The organism is Marinithermus hydrothermalis DSM 14884, assembly GCF_000195335.1.
GTDB lineage: Bacteria > Deinococcota > Deinococci > Deinococcales > Marinithermaceae > Marinithermus > Marinithermus hydrothermalis.
In genome coordinates this window covers 1,216,417-1,234,026 of the sequence record NC_015387.1, presented here as the reverse complement: position 1 = coordinate 1,234,026, position 17,610 = coordinate 1,216,417, and the positions used below count along the sequence as shown (strand labels likewise).

Here is a 17,610-nt window from a genome sequence, read left to right as displayed (position 1 = left end):
GGAGTGCCGTGGATCCGAATCCCGTGCTGCACCGCGTCCTGGATCGTTACGTACCGAGCCTGCCGCAGGTCGCGCGGGCCTACCTGTGGGCCAACCTTCCTGCCCCCGCGGTGCTCATCGCTCCCCAAGAGCGCCTCAAGCACTACCAGGACCTTGCGGCGTTCGGCCGGACGGTATACGTCAATCCGGGCCTCGAGGCCGTGGGGGAGGTAGGGCATTACCTCTTTTCCTTCGAGGCGGCGCTTCGCCCTTTCCCCAAGGACCCGGACGCTTGGCGCATCGTCCTGGAGGTGGGCCGGACCTACCTGCGGGACGCGCTTCTTGACCGCCTCGAGCGACTAGGGTACGGCCGAGATGGGGATTACCGCGTGTTGGGGGAGGTGCTCGAGGTCGGGGAGGCGCGGCTCGAGTTCTTCGGGGACGTGCTGGAGCGCGTGCTCGTGCGGGGTAAGCCCCAGGCGCGGTACGTGCTTCCCGCCCGGCCTGGGAAGGCCGAAGCGTGGGATTCCGTGGTGGTCGCGCACTTTCCCGGTCCGGTGCTGCTCGACTGGCCGGCCTTAGCGCCCCCCGAGCTGTGGCCGGCCTTGGAGGGCCGGAACCTGATCGCGTTTGGCCGCGGAGGGCCGGAGCTTCCCGCGGTGCACCTGCCGTTCGAGCCTTTGAGCCCGTACCGCGCGCAGCTCTCGCGTTTCGCGCGGGACGTGCGGGCCTGGCTTGGGGAGGGGCGGCAGGTGGTCTTCTTCTACCGGCACGAGCGGAGCCGGGACTACCTGATCGAACGGCATTTTCAGGACGTGCCGCACCGAATTCAAAACGCGGTGCGCTCCTTTGACGGCCTCCTCTTCGTCCCGGGAGCCTTCGAGGGCGGGTTCGTGCATCGGGAGGAGGGCCGGGTTTACGTCACGGAGGAGCTGCTGTATAGCTTCAGCGGAGCCGCGCGGCTTCGCGGGCGGCGCCTCGTGGGCCGGGAGGTCGCGGACCCCGACGCCCTCAGCGAAGGGGATTACCTGATCCACCCCGAGCACGGGATCGGGCGTTTTCTGGGGATCGAGACCCGCGAGGTCCTCGGCGTAAAGCGGGACTACCTGGTGCTGCAGTACGCGGGGGACGGCCGGTTGTACCTACCCATCGAGCAGCTGTCCCTCTTGCGCCGCCACCCGGGCACCACCGACGACCCGCCCCGGCTTTCGCGCCTCGGCAAGAACGAGTGGGCCCGGGCCAAGGCCAAAGCCCAAAAGGACGCGGAGGCCCTGGCGCAACGCCTGCTGGTGCTGCACGCGAAGCGCGAGGCCACGCCGGGGTACGCGTTCACGCCGCTTCCGGACTGGGACCCTCTCATCGAGAAGAACTTCCCCTACACGCTCACACCGGACCAGAAACGCGCTCTCGAGGAAACCCTCAAGGACCTCGAGACCCCCCGCCCCATGGACCGGCTCATCTCGGGGGACGTGGGGTTCGGCAAGACGGAGGTGGCCTTGCGCGCCGCGCACCGCGTGGTGGGCCACGGCAAGCAGGTGGCGTTTCTGGTCCCCACCACCCTCCTGGCTCAGCAACACTACGAGACCTTTTGCGCGCGGTTCCGTGATTTGCCGGTCTCGATCGGGATGCTCTCACGCTTCACCAGCGCTCGGGAGGAGCGGCGGGTCCTCGAGGGCTTGAAGCGCGGCGCGGTGGATATCGTGATCGGCACGCACCGCCTGCTTTCCGCGGACGTTGCGTTCCGGGACCTGGGCCTCCTCATCATCGACGAGGAACACCGGTTCGGCGTCGCGCAAAAGGAACGGCTGAAGGAGCTGCGCGAGGGGGTGGATGTGCTGACGCTCTCCGCCACGCCGATCCCCCGCACGCTGTACCAGGCGCTCGTGGGCCTCAAGGACGTCTCGAGCATCCAGACGCCGCCCCCGGGACGCAAACCCATCCGCACGATCCTGGCCCCCTTCGACCCGGCCTTGGTCCGCGAGGCGGTGATGTTCGAGATTGAGCGGGGCGGAAAGGCGTTTTACGTGCACGACCGGGTCGCCTCGATCGCGCAGCGCGCCAAGTACCTCGAGGCCCTCATCCCCGAGGCCCGTATCGGGGTGGTGCACGGCCAGATGCCAGAGGACGAGATCGAGGAGGTGATGTTCCTCTTCCAGGAGGGGGCGTTCGACCTGCTCGTTGCGACCACGATCGTGGAGTCCGGCCTGGACATCCCCGAGGCCAACACGATCCTGATCGAGCGGGCGGATAAGCTGGGCCTCGCGAACCTGTACCAGCTTCGGGGGCGCGTGGGGCGCCGGGAGAAGGAGGCGTACGCCTACCTCTTCCACCCTCCTAAGCTCACGGAGGCTGCGGAGCGTCGGCTCGCGGCGATCGCGGACCTTTCGGACCTGGGTTCGGGCCACCTCCTCGCGGAGAAGGACATGGAGATCCGCGGGGTGGGGAACCTCTTGGGTCCCGAGCAGCACGGGCACATCCGCGCGGTGAGCTTCGAGGTGTACACGGAGCTCCTCGCCGAAGCCGTGCGGAAGCTCAAGGGAGAGGCCGCCACGCCTCAAAAACGCGTCACGCTGGACCTCGCGGTCTCCGCGCGCCTCGTGCCCGAGTACATCCCCGACGCTGCGGCGCGCAGCCGGTACTACGGCAAGTTCGCCGAACTCCAGAGCCTGGCGGAGCTCGCGCGCCTCGTCCGCGAGCTCAAAGCGCGCTACGGCCCCCCACCCCGGGAGGTCGAGCACTTCTTCGCCCTCACGCGCCTCCGGCTTCTGGCTGAGAAGAAAGGAGTGCTCTCGATCACCGAGGACCTCACCCACATCCAGGTCGTGATGGGCCGCTGGCCCCTCGACTACGACGCCCGCGGCCTGCGGAGCTTTCCCCAGCGGGTGGAGGTGACCCAGCACCCTCCGGGCTTCCGCGTGGAGAAGAAGGGCCTCGAGCCCGGCCAGTACCCTCAGGTGCTGATGGACCTCCTGTACCTCGTGGGCTAACGGTACACTAGAGTTAGTGAAAGTCATCGTCGGGCACGAGAATCTGGACTTTGACGCCCTGGGCAGCATGGTCCTCGCGCGTCACCTGCACCCCGGCGCGCGCCTGGTGCTCGTGGGGGGGCTCGAAGGCCGGATCCGTACCGTGGTGAACCTCTTCGAGGACCACCTCGGCCTGATGCTCGCGGCGGAGGTGCCCCTCGAGGCGGTGACCGAGGTGATCGTGGTGGACACCCGAAGCGCCGGACGGATCGGGCCGTTCGCCCGGCTCGTGGGCCGGGTGCCCTTCACGGTGTACGACCACCATCCCCCGGCGGACGGGGACGTGCCCGCGGCGGGCGGGGCCTTACGGGCCGTGGGCGCGACCGTTACGATCCTGTGCCGGCTGCTCGAGGACCGCGGGTTCGTGCCCGCGCCGGAGGAAGCTACGCTCGCGTACGCGGGGCTGTGGGAGGACACGGGTGGCTTCACCTACCCGGGCTCCACGCCGGAGGACCTCGAGGCGGCCGCCTTCCTGATGCGTGCCGGGGCGGACGTGGGGCTGGTGCGCGAGTGGGTGCGCGAGCGGTACGGGGCGGAGGTCCACGGGGTCTTGCGTCAGCTCCTCGCTTCGGCGGAGGTCCTCGAGGTGGAGGGAATCCGCGTGGTGCTGGCCCGCGCGCGGCAGGACGGGTACGTGCCGGCCCTCGCGCCGTTGGCCCACACCCTCATGGACCTGTACGACGCGGACGCGGGGCTGTTGCTGCTGGAGCTCGGCGAGCAACACATGGTGATCGCGCGGAGCCGCAAGCGGCTGGATGTAGCGCGGTTATTGGGGGAGTTGTTTGGGGGCGGCGGGCACGCCCGCGCGGCTTTTGCGCGCGTGGAACTAGATCTGGACGCGGTCGAGGCTCGAATCAAGGAGGCGCTCGGGCATTTCTTGGAGCACGAGCCTACGCTCGGTGACCTCATGACCCGAGGGGTGGAGACGCTGCCCGCGTACCTCACCGTAAGCGAGGCCTTGGCGCACCTTGTCGAGCGGGGGTACGGCGGGATGCCGGTCGTGGAGGACGGCCGGGTCTTGGGGGTGGTGCGCCGCAGGGACCTCGAGCGCGCCCAGCACCACGGGATGGGGGAGGCGCAGGTGACCGGGTTCATGCAGCCGGCCGTGACGCTGGACCCGTCGGTGCCCTTGAGCGAGGCCGAGGCCGCGTTGAAGCGCGGGGCGGGGCGCGTGCTGGTGGTGCAGGATGGGCGGCTTGTAGGGATCTTTACCCGAACGGACCTGTACCGGTTGTACGCAGCCCGCGCGCGTGACCCCGACGCGCTGGTCCCCAGGCTTTTAGAGCGCCTTCCTGAAGGGATTCGGCGAGTCCTCGAGGTCTTGAAGGAACGCTTCGCCCCGCAAGATGGGCGGATCTACCTGGTGGGGGGCGCGGTGCGCGACGCCGTTTTAGGGGAGGCGGTGGGGGATGTGGACCTGGTCCTCGAGGGCTTGTCCGCTGCGGAGGTCGCACGGGCCTTGGTCGAGGCGCTCGGGGGGAGTTACGGGCTGCACTATGCCTTTGGTACCGCCCACGTGCGGCTCGCCTCGGGGGTGGAGGTGGATCTGGCCGAGGCCCGCGAGGAGCACTACCCGTACCCTGGGGCCCTGCCCGTGGTGCGCCCCTCCACGATCCAGCGGGACCTAGCTCGGCGGGACTTCACCGTGAACGCGATGGCGTTGCGCGTGCACCCCGAGCCTTTGGTACTGCTCGACCCATACGGAGGGCTCGAGGACCTCGAGGAACGCCGGTTGCGCCCGCTTTCCGCGGTCTCGTTCGTGGAGGACCCCAGCCGGATCGTGCGGGGGTTGCGGCTCGCGGCGCGGCTTGGCCTGACCTTCGCACCGCAGGCCGAGGCCCAGCTGGAGGCGGCCTTGACCCCGAAGGTGATTCGGCAAGCTTCGAAGAGCCGTTTGCGCGGCGAGCTCCTGTTGGCCCTGGCTGAACCCAGCCCTTTGCGGGTCCTGGAGCAGATGCACTCAAAGCGGGTGCTGGAGCGCCTCTACGGCCTCAGGCTCACCCCTCCGGTCCGCCAGGCCCTCGAGCGCCTCGAGGCCCTCCGGCCCGCCGAGGCCCCGGAGCCGGAGGCCTACCTGTACCTGCTCCTTTACGGCGCGAGGGACCCGGAGGGGTTCGTGCGTACCTTCGGCTTTCCGGGGCGGCTTTTGGAGGGGTTGGCCGTTTTGCGCGAGCCGCCCGAGGACCCGGAGGCGGTCCGCAAGTTCGGGGGGGCGCTCGTGCAGGCCTTTTGCGCGCTGTACCCGGATCGTGCTGCGTGGCTGGCGCGTCCGCGCCGCACGCTCCGAGGGCGGGACGTGCTGGCGTTGGGGCTTGCGCCGGGCCCTCAGGTGGGCGAGGTGCTTCGCCGCGTGGCCGAGGCCCGGGCGCGCGGCGAGGTGCGGGGGTTTGAGGAGGAGCTCGCGCTTGCGCGTAAACTGGTGGAGGACTATGGGACTAATCGGTCTTCTCGCTAACGGGTTTCTGGTGTTCGTGGTCGCGTTTGCCGCGAGCGTGTTCGGTCTGGTCGTGCATAACCTGGCGCAAGCGTGGCTCGCGGACCGGTACGGGGACTCTGGCCCTCGGCGCTACGGGTTCTTGACCCTCGAGCCGCGGGTGCACCTGGACCCTCTGGGGCTGTTGCTGCTGTTGCTGCTGGGGTTTGGGTGGCCTCGCTTCGTGCCGTTTCGCGTGCTGCGCGGGAACCGGGAGGCTTGGGTGGCCTTGATGGGGCCGGTGGGGTTTTTGCTCGCGGCGTTCGTGTACCTCTTGATCAGCGCGCTGCTGCCTCGAACCCTGGCTTTGGATCAGGTGGGCCTCGGGTTGCAGTTCGCGGCGCTCATCATGGTGCGCCACGCGGCGGTTTACCTCTTCCCGGTGCCGCCTTTGGACGGCGCGCGGGCCTTGTACGCGGTCGGCGGGTACGAAGTCCGGCGGTTTTTGGACCGCATCGGCAGTTACGGGCCGATCGGGTTTCTCGTGATCTTCTTGGTGCTTTCGTTCACCGGGTTTTTGGGCGCGGTCGAGCGGGGGTTGTTGGGCCTTCTCCTGGACGCGTTGCGCGCGCTGGGGCTTTAGGGGTGTGATTCATGCTGATCGACCTGTTGCGTACCGACCCGTTGGCCTTCGTGCTGATCGCGGTGGCGTTGACTTTTTCGCTGGTGCTGCACGAGCTCGGGCACGCCCTGGCCGCGCTCTGGGCGGGGGACGACACCGCGCGCCGGGCGGGGCGTTTGACCCTGAACCCCTTGGCGCACCTGGACCCCATGGGCACGCTGTTGCTGTTGTTCGCCGGGCTGGGGTGGGCCAAGCCCGTGCCGATCTACCCTCCGAACTTTCGGCGGTACCGCACGGGGTTGTTCGTGGTCTCCATCGCGGGCATCGTGATCAACCTCACGCTGGCCCTGGGGTTCGCCCTCTTGCTGCGCGCGGTGTTTCAAACCGATCCGGAGGCGGTCGCGCGGGCGCTGCTGTACCGCGAGATCACCGGCGGGGCGGGGCTCGTGGCCCTGACGAGTTTCTACGCTGGCTTGATCAACCTGATCCTCGCCCTCTTTAACCTCCTGCCGATCCCGCCCCTGGACGGCTCGAAGATCCTCCAGTCCCTCCTGCCCTTGCGCTGGCACGCCCTGCTCTGGCGGCTCGAGCGCTACAGCCTGGTGAGTTTCGTGCTGATCCTGGCCGACCTTCAGCTCAACGGTCCCGTCAGCCGGTTTCTGGGCTGGGCGCAGCGGAGTTTTATTGTTTGGACGCTCGGTTAACCCCGAAACACACGAACCCGCCCCACCTCTGGTGGGGCGGGTTTCGCGGAGAATCAGTAGGTCAGGACGTGCCGCACCGCCTCCAGCACGCGCCGCGCGTCCGGGCGGTAGTGGTGCTCCACCGCGCTGAACGGCGGGTAGGGCGCGTCCCATCCCGCGACGCGCACCACCGGGGCCTCGAGGTAATCCACCGCCTCCTCCGCGAGCCGCGCGGCCACCTCGGCCCCGAACCCCTGGGTGCGCATGGCTTCGTACACCACGACGGCCCGCCCGGTCTTCGCGACGGACTCCACGATCGTCTGGGTGTCGAGCGGCACCAGGGTCTCGAGATCCACGACCTCGAGCGCCACGCCTTCGCGGGCGGCGACCTCGGCGGCCTTGAGGCACACCTCGACCATGCCGCCGTAGCAGAAGAGGCTAGCGTCCTGGCCTTCGCGCACCACCCGGGCCTTGCCGAGGGGAAGGGTGTAGTACCCTTGGGGCACCTCGGCCTTCACCGAGCGGTACAGTTTGATCGCCTCGAGGAAGAATACCGGGTCCGGGTCCTCGATCGCGGCGAGCAGGAGGCCTTTGGCGCGTTCGGGGCTGGAGGGGATCACCACCTTCACCCCGGGCACGTGCGCGAGGATGGCTTCGGGGCTGTCCGCGTGCTGTTCGGGGGTGTGCACCCCGCCCCCGTACGGCGCGCGGATCACCATGGGGATCGAGTACCGGCCGCGGGTGCGGTGCCGCATCCGCCCGAGGTGCGAGAGGATCTGGTCGAGGGCCGGGTAGAGGAACCCGGCGAACTGGATCTCCGCGACGGGCCGGAGGCCCGCGAGGGCCAGCCCGATCCCGAACCCCACGATGCCGGACTCCGCGAGGGGGGTGTCGAAGACCCGGTGCTCGCCGTGCTTGGCCTGCAGGTTGTCCGTGGCGCGGAAGACGCCGCCCATGCGGCCCACGTCCTCGCCGAACACGAGGACGCGGGGATCCTGCTCCAGGGCCAGGTCGAGCGCCTCGTTGACGGCCTGCACCAGGTTGAGCGTGCGGGTCGCGGGCTGGGTTTTCGTGCTCATGCCGGACCTCCCAGCGCCTTCCAGGCCCGATCCAGGTCGGGGGTCCGTTCGGCGTACACGTGCTCGACGATCTCCCAGGGCTCGGGTTCCGGGGTGCGGTCGGCCTCCTCGAGGGCGGCCTGGAACTCGGCCTCGAGTTCCTCGAGGAGCGCGCGCTCCCGTTCCTCGTCCCACAGGCCCAGGTGCTTGAGCGCGTTCTGCATGCGCTTGACGGGTTCTTTGCGAAGCCAGGCCTCGGCCTCTTTCTCGTCGCGGTAGCGTTTGGGGTCGTCGGAGGTGGTGTGCGGCGCGATGCGGTAGGTCATGGCTTCGATCAGGGTGGGGCCTTCGCCGTTGCGGGCGCGGTGGGCGGCCTCGCGGGCGGTGTGCCAGACCGCGATGAGGTCGTTTCCGTCCACGACCACGCCGGGGATGCCGTACCCTTGCGCCCGAAGGGCGACGTGGGGGACCTTCATCTGGCGGGAGGTGGGCACGCTGATGGCCCACCCGTTGTTCTGCACCACGAAGAGGACGGGGGCGTTGAAGACGCTCGCGAAGTTCAGGCCTTCGTGGAAGTCGCCCTCGGAGGTTCCGCCGTCCCCGATGAAGACCGCGACCACCCAGTCCTCGCCGTGGTACTGGGCGGCGTGCGCCAGCCCGACGGCTTGGGGGATCTGGGTCGCGATGGGGATGTAGAAGGGTAGGAGCCGCACCTCGTCGGGGAAACGCCACCCCGCGGGGTGCGCCCGCCAGTACAGGATCAGGTGGGTGAGGGGCAGGCCGTGCGTGAGCGCGACGCCGCTTTCCCGGTAGCTGGGGACCGCCCAGTCCGTGGGGCGCAGGGCTAGGGTGGCCCCGACCTGGGCGGCCTCCTGGCCGCGGATGGGGGGGAAGACCCCGAGCTTACCCTGCCGCTGGAGGATCAAGGCCTTCTCGTCGAAGAACCGGGCGCGCCGCAGGGCCTTGTACCCCTCGATGAGCTCCTCCGCTTCGAACGGCGGGTCCTTTAGGGGTTTGCCGTTGTCGTCCAGAAACCGGATGATCTCCATGCTGCCTCCTTAGTCCTTGAGGCGCATGCCCGCCTCTTCCACGGCGAAGATCCACCCCGCGAGCTTGCCGGGCTGGATCTTCTGCTGCGCGTCCCAGAACTGCCGCGTCCGGAGGTACCGGCTCGAGGTGTCCCACTCGGGGATGGCCTGGGTTTCCTGGTGGATGCGTTCGAACCGCTGCTGCCAGGTCTTGATGTTGCTCAGCCGGAGGTCCACCCAGCCTTCCCACGCCCAGCGTTCGAGCCGCTCGGGGGTGACCTGGAACACCTCCTCGCCGCTGACCGCGGCGGGCACCTTGAGCTCGGGGCCGCGGATGAAGCGGCCGTCCTCGAGGAGGATCGCGAGCCCGATCGAGAGGATCTGGCTGCGCGTGTCGCCGTCCAGGAGGATCAGCTCGTTGAGTTTTCGGGTGAGCTCGACGGGGTCCGCCTCGCGCACGGCCTGCATGGAGCCCGCGACCTTGCGCAGGAGGTGCGCTTCGAAGAGGAGTTTGGAGAGGCGGGGCGGGCCGAGCATCTCGAAGGCCACCGAGGCGACGTGGTGCTGGTCCTCGAGGGCCCGCATGCGTTCGAGGGCCCAGTGGCGCATCATGCCCGCGCGGTAGGTGGGGCCCATCGCGGCGGAGTCCAGCGCGCCGATCACGTCGTGTCCGGTGTTGCCGCCCTGGAGTTCAGCGACGATGACCTTGGCGATCTCCTCGGGGGTGATGAACTCCATCTGCTCGGCGGAGCTGAGGGCGGAGAACTCCTCGAGGCTGAACAGGCCGTTCTCGCCGGTGTCGATGTACACGTTCTCCAGCACCTCCCCGGTGGGCGCGCCGGCGCTGGGGTCGTGGGGGCGGAGGGTTTCGGGGAGGGGGCGGGGCTCGGCGTCGTACCGGGGGATGGGGTGGCCGCGCCGTTTGATGGGCCCGTACCCGATCTCCTTCCAGGCGATGGCCGCGGCGGGCTTGACCTCTTTGGTCATGGGGCCGTCCGGGGTGCGGGCCATGAGGAAGAGCAGCAGGGTGTGCGCGCCGGCCACGGCGCTTTTGGAGAGGAGGACGCGGCTGGGGCGCTCCTCGGAGTGCGTGTAGGGGATGTTGAGGCCCATGCCGCCGGTCCCGGTGGTCCCGACCTTGAAGTAGGCGCGGGTCCCGTGGCGGCGCATCGCCTCGTAGAGCACCTGGATGTGTCGGATCAGCTGGGGGATGTAGAGGGAGGTGAGGAGGCGCTCGACCTGCTCGCCTTCGAGCCGGCCTTCCTCGAGGGCTTGCAGGGTGAGGACGGCCTCGCGGTAGACGTTCTGGTAGGCGATGCCGGTGGCCGTGTTGATCGCGTCCACGATGATGTCGGGCTTGTGGCGCTGGATGAGGGTGTGGAGGTAGAAGCGCTCGACGCCGACGGTGCTGAGGTCGTCGAGGAAGGCGCGGATCACCTCGCGGCGCGTTCGGGGGTTGGCGAGGAGCTCGTGGCGGGGTGTATCCTTATACGCTTCGAGCGCGAAGACATCCCCCCATTCGGGGATGAGTTCGGTGCCGTTGGCGTAGGGGGCTAGTCGCTCTACGGCTTCCTCGGCTTCGGCTTGTTTTAGGGAGAGCAGGACGATGCGTCTGGGCCGGTAGGCCAGCAGTTCGCGGGCCACGGCCTGGCCGACGAGGCCGTATCCGCCTAGGATGAGAACCGTCTTATCGCGTATATCCATACGGTGCCTCCCGTTGTGCTTTCCGGCTTCAGCCTACCCGGCGGTGCGCGGGAGGGTCAAGCTCAGGGGGAGGGATCCTTTCATTTGGAAAGGCGCGAGGGATGGGGGAGAAGGGCAAGGCGTTTTCAGGGTACAGCGAGGGAGGAGCAAGGGAGGGTGGTGAGGTGAGGCTACGGCGCGGGAGAAGTTGGGGTTTTCTTACGAGAAACTGCTCGAGGCCGGGGTTTCTTTAGGGGCGGTTGGTACATCGCTTTCGAAAAGGAGAAAAATATCACGAGCATGATTTATCGTGAAAATTATCACTAATTCGGCACTCGGGAAACCGGGGTTTCCCCCGGCTCCCCAGTACCTACGCCTTCCTCAACCCAAAGACCACCCGGCCGTCCTCATCCTCCACCTGCACCCGGTACACCCCGCTCGGCACCACAGGCTCCAAAGAGACCACGAGCGTCTCCTCCTTCAAGCGCTCCACGAAGCGCTCCAAAGCCTCCGCGTACCGCCCCTCGACCTCGTAGTACAACCGGATGCGGTCCGCGACGTGCAGGTCCATCTCCTTACGGGCCTGCTGCACCATCCGCACCATCTCCCGCGCGAGGCCCTCCAGGTACAGCGCCTCGTCCACCCGCACCTCGAGGGCCGCCAGGTACCCGTTCCGCTCGAGGGCCGCGTACCCCTCCGGAGCCTTGGCCTCCACCAGAACCTCTTCCGGCAGCAACTCGATCTGCTCTCCATCGAGCTCCAGGACGACGCCGCGCCCCTCCCGAACCGCCCGGGCTACCTCCTGGCCGTCCAGCTCGGCCAGGACCTTGCGGATCGCGGGCACCCGGCGCCCGTACTTGGGCCCCAGCTTGGGGAGGTTGGGCTTCACGGTGTAGGTCAGGAAGGCTTCCTCCGGCCCCACCACGCGCAGCGCTTTGACGTTCAGCTCGTCCGCGATCTCCTCCGCGAAGTGCTCGAGCCCCGCGCGTTCCTCCTCGGTCGGCGCGGTGACGAGGAGGAGGGGGAGGGGGATACGGGTCTTGACCCCACTGCGGGCCCGCGCGGCGCGCGCCAGGTCCACGACCTTCAACACCGCGCGCATCCGCCGGAGCAGCGCCTCGTCTTTTTTCGCTGGGTCCGCGGTCGGCCAGTCGGAGAGGTGCACCGACTCGGGCGCGTCGGCGTCCACCGAGCGGACCAGGTTCTGGTACAGCGCCTCCGCCAGGTACGGCGTGAAGGGCGCGGTGAGGTGCGTGACCGCCACCAGCGCCTCCCAGAGCGTGGCGTACGCGGCCTCGCGGTCCGCGGCGTCCGCGTTCTTCCAGAACCGCCGGCGGTTGCGTCGCACGTACCACTGGGACAAATCCTCCACCACGAAGTTCCTGAGCGCCCGGCTGGCCGCGGTGGGGTCGTAGGCCTCGAGGGCCTCCGTGACCTCCTCGATGAGTTCCTGCACGCGGCTTGCGAGCCAGCGGTCCACCTCGGGCCGGGCCTCGAGGGCGGGGCGCGCGGTGAGGTTGGGCTTGTCCAGGTTTGCGTAAGTCACGAAGAAGCTGTACACGTTCCAGAGCGTGAGGAAGTAGTCGCGCACCACCTCGCGCACCAGGCTGGGCCCGAAGCGGCGATCGGCCTCGGGGGGCGCGGAGATGTACATGTACCAGCGCAGGGCGTCCGCGCCGAAGGTGTTCATGATCTCCCAGGGATCCACCACGTTGCCCTTCGACTTGGACATCTTCTGGCCCTTCTCGTCGAGGACCAGGCCGTGACAGATCACGTTACGGTACGCGACGGAGTCGAAGAGCATCGTGCCGAGCTGGTGCAGGCTGTTGAACCAGCCGCGGGTCTGGTCGATCCCCTCGGCGATGAAGTCCGCGGGGAACCCCCGTTGAAAGGCCTCCTGGGCTTCGAAGGGGTAGTGGTGCTGCGCGAACGGCATCGCGCCGGAGTCGTACCAGACGTCGATCACGTACGGCACGCGCCGCATCATGCCGCCGCAGCGGTCGCAGGTGAGGGTGATCCGGTCCACGTGCGGGCGGTGCGGGTCGAACTCGGGACTCGTGGGGTCCACGTCCTCGCGGGCGCGTTCCTTAAGCTCGGCGTACGAGGCGACCAGGTGCTCGTGCCCGCAGGCCTCGCACACCCAGATGGGGAGCGGGGTCCCCCAGTAGCGGTTCCGGCTTAAGGCCCAGTCCACCAGGTTGTCCAGCCACTGCCCGTACCGGCCCTCCTGGATGTGCGCGGGCACCCAGCGGATCTTTCGGTTCAGCTCCTTAAGCCGCGCCTTGTACGCGGTGTTGCGGATGAACCAGCTTTCCGTCGCGTAGTACATCAGCGGGGTGCTGCACCGCCAGCAGTGCGGGTAGTTGTGCAGGTAATCCTCCCGCTTGAAGAGCAGGCCACGGTCGCGCAGGTCACGGATGATCCCTTTGTTCGCGTCGCGGAAGAAGGTGCCGGCCCACGGGCCGACCGTGAGCTTGCCTTCCTCGTCCACGGTGCGCAGGACGGGGAGCCCCTCGGCTCGGGCGGTCTCCATGTCCTCCGCGCCGAACGCAGGCGCTTGGTGCACGACGCCGGTCCCGTCCTCCTTGGTGACGAACTCGGCCGTGACCACGAACCACGCGGGCTTGTCCGGGGTCTCGAACCGGTAGGGCGGCTCGTACTCGAGCCCCTTGAGCTCCGCCCCAGTAAAGCGCCGCTGCACCGGGGTCTCCTCGCCCAGCAGGGCCCGTCCGAGCCCCTCCTCGAGGATCAGGACCTCCCCATCCACCGCGAAGGCGGCGTACGTGAACTCGGGGTGCACGGCGGCCGCGGTGTTCCCGGGGAGGGTCCAGGGGGTCGTGGTCCACACGAGGAGGCTGACCCGACCCTCGAGGCCGAGCCGCTCGGGGGCCTTGAGGGGGAAGCGCACGTAGATGGAGGGGTCGGCGATCTCCTTGTACCCGAGGGCCACCTCGTGCGAGGAGAGCGGCGTGCTGCAGCGGGGGCAGTAGGGCACCACCTTGAAGTCCCGGTAGAGGAGGCCCTTTTTCCACAGTTCCCCGAGGCTCCACCAGATGGACTCGACGTACTCCTTGGACATGGTCATGTACGCGTCGTCGAGGTCCACCCAGTAGGCGATGCGTTCCGTGAAGCGGCGCCACTCCTGCTCGTAGGTGAAGACCGACTCGCGGCAGGCTTGGTTGAACCGGTCGATGCCGTAGGCCTCGATCTCGCGCTTGGAGGTGAGGCCGAGTTTTTTCTCGACCTCGAGCTCCACCGGCAGCCCGTGGCAGTCCCACCCGGCCTTGCGGGGCACGTGGTAGCCCCGCATGGTCTTGTACCGGGGGAAGAGGTCCTTGTAGCTGCGGGCTTGGGCATGGTGCACGCCGGGCCGCCCGTTCGCCGTGGGGGGGCCCTCGTAGAAGGTGTACTGCGGGCCGCCCTTTCGGATCTCTAGGCTTTTCTTGAAGATCTGTCGTTCGCGCCAGAAGGCGAGGATCTCTTCCTCGAGTTCCGGGAACCGCGCGTCGCCTACTTCCTTGAACATCACGCACCTCCCTTCTTGATGAAAAACCCGCCCGCGCTTGCGCGCGGACGAGGCTCGAGCCCCGCGGTACCACCGCGCTTCCCGAACGGGCCGTGCCCGTCCGGGCCCTCGTTTTCGCGCTGTTACGGGCGCACCCGGCGGGGTCTACTCAGGAGCTTGGGGCTCCCTTTCTTCCCGCGGCTCAGGGGTGATCTTCCGCTCGGGCGTTGCCGCCGGGCTCGCACCCTCCCCGGCTCGCTGCGTGGGCGCGCCGAGCGTACTCGCCCCGTCGTAGCCTTTACAGCGCCTTGGGCCTGGGGTATAATCCCCCCTCGGTAGCCCGGCACCGCTTGCCGACATGGTAGCAAGGGCGAGGGCGGGCGTCAACGCACTTGTCAGGATCCTGAAGATGCCCTAGAATGACCTAAAGTACGGGACAAGTAGGTTCTCACTTAGAAACCCATCAAAAGGAGATAAGCATGGAGTTGTACCTGGATACCGCTGAGGTTACTGAGGTCCGTGAGGTCGCCGAGTGGGGCGTGCTGGACGGCGTGACCACGAACCCGACGCTGGTGGCCAAGTCGGGGCGCCCCTTCGAGACGGTGATCCGAGAGATTTGTGAGATCGTGCGAGGACCCGTATCCGCCGAGGTGACCGCGACGGACGTGGAGGGCATGATCCGTGAAGGGCGGCACCTGGCGGGGTTGAATGAGCACGTGGTGGTGAAGCTCCCCACCACGGTGGAGGGCCTCAAGGCCTGTAAGGCTCTTTCCGCTGAGGGGATCAAGGTCAACATGACCCTGATCTTCTCCGCGAACCAGGCCCTTCTCGCCGCTAAAGCTGGCGCGGCGTACGTGAGCCCCTTCCTTGGCCGCATCGACGACATCTCCTGGGAGGGGATGGAGGTGGTGCGGGAGATCGCGGAGATCTTCGCGCTGCACGACCTCCCCACCAAGGTCCTCGCGGCCTCGATCCGGCACCCGCGCCACGTGACCGAAGCGGCGCTGGCCGGGGCGGACGTCGCCACCATGCCCTACAAGGTCTTCAAGCAGCTGTTGGTGCATCCCTTGACGGATATCGGCCTCAAGCGTTTCCTCGACGATTGGGAGAAGGCTAAACAACAAGCATGAGCCGGAAGAAAACCCCCACCCCGACCGCCATGAACTACCAAGAACTCGCGAACAAGATCCTGCCCGAGCTCCACCTGATCGCCGCGAAGGTGGGCATCGACGGGTACAAGAAGCTCCGCAAGGATGAGCTCATCATGGCCATCCTGGAGCACCAAGCGCAGGACGAGGGCCTGATCCTCGCCAAGGGGTACCTCGAGATCAGCTCGGACGGGTACGGCTTCCTCCAGGAGGACGTGTACAACCTGGACTCGCGCAGCGTGATCGTTTCCGCCGGGCTGATCAAGCAGTTCCAGCTGCGCAGCGGGGATTACATCGTGGGTAAGGCCCGCCCCCCGCGGGAGAACGAGCGGTACGGCACCCTGATCCGCGTGGAGGCCGTGAACGGCGTGGACCCGCAGGCCGCGCAGAAACGCCCCAAGTTCGACGAGCTCATCCCGCAGTTCCCCGACCGACAGATCAAGCTCGAGACCACCCCGGACGAGCTCGCTACCCGCGTGATCGACCTGCTCGCTCCGATCGGGCGCGGGCAGCGCGGCTTGATCGTCGCGCCTCCCAAGGCTGGTAAGACCACCCTCCTCAAGAAGGTCGCGAACGCGGTGCTGCAAAACGAGCCCGACATCAAGGTGATCGTGCTGTTGATCGACGAGCGGCCCGAGGAGGTTACGGACTTCCGGGAGTCGGTCGAGGGCGCGGAGGTGATCGCCTCGACCTTCGACGAGCCCCCGCAAAACCACATCCGCGTGGCGGAGTTCGTGCACGAACGCGCCCGCCGGATCGTGGAGGAGGGTGGGCACGTGATGATTTTGCTGGACTCGATCACGCGCCTGGCCCGCGCGAACAACCTGGTCACCCCCCCGACCGGCCGGACCCTCTCGGGTGGGTTGGACTCGGCGGCGCTGCACTTCCCCAAGCGTTTCCTGGGCGCGGCCCGCAACATCCGCGGGGGCGGCAGCCTCACCATCCTCGCCACGGCCCTGGTGGAGACGGGCAGCCGCATGGATGACGTGATCTTCGAGGAGTTCAAGGGCACGGGCAACATGGAGCTTCACCTGAGCCGGCGGCTCGAGGAGCGCCGGATCTTCCCCGCGATCGACATCCTCAAGTCGGGCACCCGCCGGGAGGAGTTGCTGCTCGGGCAGGAGGTCATCCACAAGATGTGGCTGCTCCGCAAGGTCCTCGCGGACATGGACCCGGCCGAGGCGATGGAGATGCTCTTGGGACGGCTTTCCCGCACGAAGAGCAACAAAGAGTTCCTGGCCACACTAGCGGCGAAATAGGGTATAATTCCCGGCGGGAGGGAGTGCGTTGTTTCGGGATGACTGGCTCCGGTTTATCTTTGCGGGTGCGCTGATCGGTATCCCCTTGTCGCCGCTAGAAGCGCTCCCTGACCTTTCCGCAACCTCGACGCAACAAAACGTGATCGTACTCGAGCCCGCCCCTCGCCGAGGGGTGGTTTATCATTCCGTAGCGCCAGGCGAGAGCCTAGCCGCCCTCGCGGAGCGTTACCGCGTCAGCATCGAAGAGATCAAAACGGCCAGCGGCCTCAAAAAGGACCTTTTGTACCCAGGGCAGGTCGTTCGCATTCCCATCGAGGTGAAGGAGGAGCGCGAGGCCCGCGTGCCTCCAGGGGTCAGGGTGTACACCGTCCGTCCCGGCGACACGCTGGAGGCGATCGCCAAGCGGTTCGGCCTGAGCATCCTCGAGCTGGTCTCGGCGAACCCCACCCTGCCTAGCCTGGACCGCGTGGTGGCCGGTACGCGCTTGTTGATCCCCACGGAAGAGAAGGGGGTGCTGGTGCCGCTCGCGGAGGGAGAGTCGCTCCCCACGCTGGCCGCGCGTTACGGCCGCCCCGTGGAGGAGCTCGCGCGGGTGAACGGGATCCAATCGCCCCTCGAGCTCAAGCCTGGGGACTGGGTCTTGATTCCCGGCGTGATGGCCACCGAGGTGATGGCCCGGCTGGAGAAGCAGCGCGAGGAGGAGCGCCGCCTGGCCGAGGAGCGCCGGCGGCGGCTTGCGGAACAGCGCCGCCGGGAGCGGGAGGCGCACCTAAGGCAGGTAGCCTACCGGGGAAGCACCTCGGCCCAAGGCTTCCAGTGGCCCTTGAAATCGTTCCGTATTACCTCGTACTACGGGAAGCGCCGGCTCCGGATCGGCGGGTCCAACTTCCACACCGGCCTAGACATGGCCGCTCCCATGGGCACCCCGATCTACGCGGCGAAGGCCGGCCGGGTGCGGGTCGCGGGCTGGAGCCGGGTGGGGTACGGCCTGCACGTGCGCATCGATCATGGGGGCGGGGTCGAGACGCTGTACGGGCACATGTCGCGCATCGTGGTGAAGCCCGGCCAGCAGGTGCAGCAGGGGCAGCTCATCGGGTACGTGGGCTCCACCGGGTGGTCCACCGGACCGCACCTGCACCTCGAGATCCGCATCAACGGGCGCACCAAGAACCCCATGGCCTACCTGCCGTGAACCTGGAAGGCTTA

The 17,610-nt window shown here is 67.9% G+C and carries 11 protein-coding genes; 7 read left to right on the top strand and 4 right to left on the bottom strand.

Annotated features, from left to right (window positions below; genetic code table 11):
* The first annotated feature begins 8 nt into the window (after nt 1-8).
* From mfd to MARKY_RS06190, 4 genes are read left to right on the top strand one after another with little or no spacing between them, the layout of a single operon-like run.
* On the top strand, nt 9-2,966 hold the full coding sequence (gene mfd, locus MARKY_RS06205; protein ID WP_013704026.1) for a transcription-repair coupling factor: 2,958 nt from the start codon (nt 9-11) through the stop codon (nt 2,964-2,966).
* 16 nt (nt 2,967-2,982) lie between these two features.
* Complete coding sequence (locus MARKY_RS06200) at nt 2,983-5,460, top strand: CBS domain-containing protein (protein WP_013704025.1); 2,478 nt, start codon at nt 2,983-2,985, stop codon at nt 5,458-5,460.
* Nucleotides 5,435-6,061 (top strand): site-2 protease family protein, encoded by a 627-nt coding sequence (locus MARKY_RS06195; protein ID WP_013704024.1) that lies wholly within the window; start codon nt 5,435-5,437, stop codon nt 6,059-6,061. The genes MARKY_RS06200 and MARKY_RS06195 overlap by 26 nt, the downstream gene beginning before the upstream one ends.
* Before the next feature lie 11 nt (nt 6,062-6,072).
* A complete protein-coding gene (locus MARKY_RS06190) occupies nt 6,073-6,744 on the top strand; it encodes a site-2 protease family protein (RefSeq protein ID WP_013704023.1) in 672 nt (223 codons plus the stop codon).
* Nucleotides 6,745-6,797: 53 nt separating this feature from the next.
* On the opposite strand, the gene MARKY_RS06185 is transcribed toward MARKY_RS06190, so the two are convergent.
* From MARKY_RS06185 to ileS, 4 genes are all read right to left on the bottom strand, one after another.
* A complete protein-coding gene (locus MARKY_RS06185; protein WP_013704022.1) occupies nt 6,798-7,802 on the bottom strand; it encodes an alpha-ketoacid dehydrogenase subunit beta in 1,005 nt (334 codons plus the stop codon).
* Nucleotides 7,799-8,830: a pyruvate dehydrogenase (acetyl-transferring) E1 component subunit alpha gene (gene pdhA / locus MARKY_RS06180; RefSeq protein ID WP_013704021.1), complete on the bottom strand. Its 1,032-nt coding sequence runs from the start codon at nt 8,828-8,830 to the stop codon at nt 7,799-7,801. Before pdhA ends, MARKY_RS06185 begins: the two co-directional genes overlap by 4 nt.
* A gap of 9 nt (nt 8,831-8,839) precedes the next feature.
* Nucleotides 8,840-10,513, bottom strand: coding sequence for a Rossmann-fold NAD(P)-binding domain-containing protein (locus MARKY_RS06175; RefSeq protein WP_013704020.1), 1,674 nt, complete (start codon nt 10,511-10,513; stop codon nt 8,840-8,842).
* A 349-nt stretch (nt 10,514-10,862) separates the two neighbouring features.
* Entirely contained in the window at nt 10,863-14,018 is a 3,156-nt protein-coding gene (gene ileS / locus MARKY_RS06170; RefSeq protein ID WP_013704019.1) for an isoleucine--tRNA ligase, read from the bottom strand.
* A 458-nt stretch (nt 14,019-14,476) separates the two neighbouring features.
* On the opposite strand from ileS, the gene fsa reads away from it, so the two are divergent.
* Genes fsa through MARKY_RS06155 form a run of 3 tightly spaced genes read left to right on the top strand, consistent with a single transcriptional unit; the run spans nt 14,477 to nt 17,596 of the window.
* Nucleotides 14,477-15,127 carry a fructose-6-phosphate aldolase gene (fsa, locus tag MARKY_RS06165; RefSeq protein ID WP_013704018.1) on the top strand — a complete coding sequence of 217 codons (651 nt, stop codon included), beginning with the start codon at nt 14,477-14,479 and terminating at the stop codon, nt 15,125-15,127.
* On the top strand, nt 15,124-16,404 hold the full coding sequence (gene rho / locus MARKY_RS06160) for a transcription termination factor Rho (protein ID WP_013704017.1): 1,281 nt from the start codon (nt 15,124-15,126) through the stop codon (nt 16,402-16,404). Before fsa ends, rho begins: the two co-directional genes overlap by 4 nt.
* A 28-nt stretch (nt 16,405-16,432) precedes the next feature.
* The gene (locus MARKY_RS06155) at nt 16,433-17,596 is read left to right on the top strand and encodes a LysM peptidoglycan-binding domain-containing M23 family metallopeptidase (RefSeq protein WP_013704016.1); all 1,164 of its coding nucleotides are present in this window, start codon (nt 16,433-16,435) and stop codon (nt 17,594-17,596) included.
* Nucleotides 17,597-17,610 lie beyond the last annotated feature (14 nt).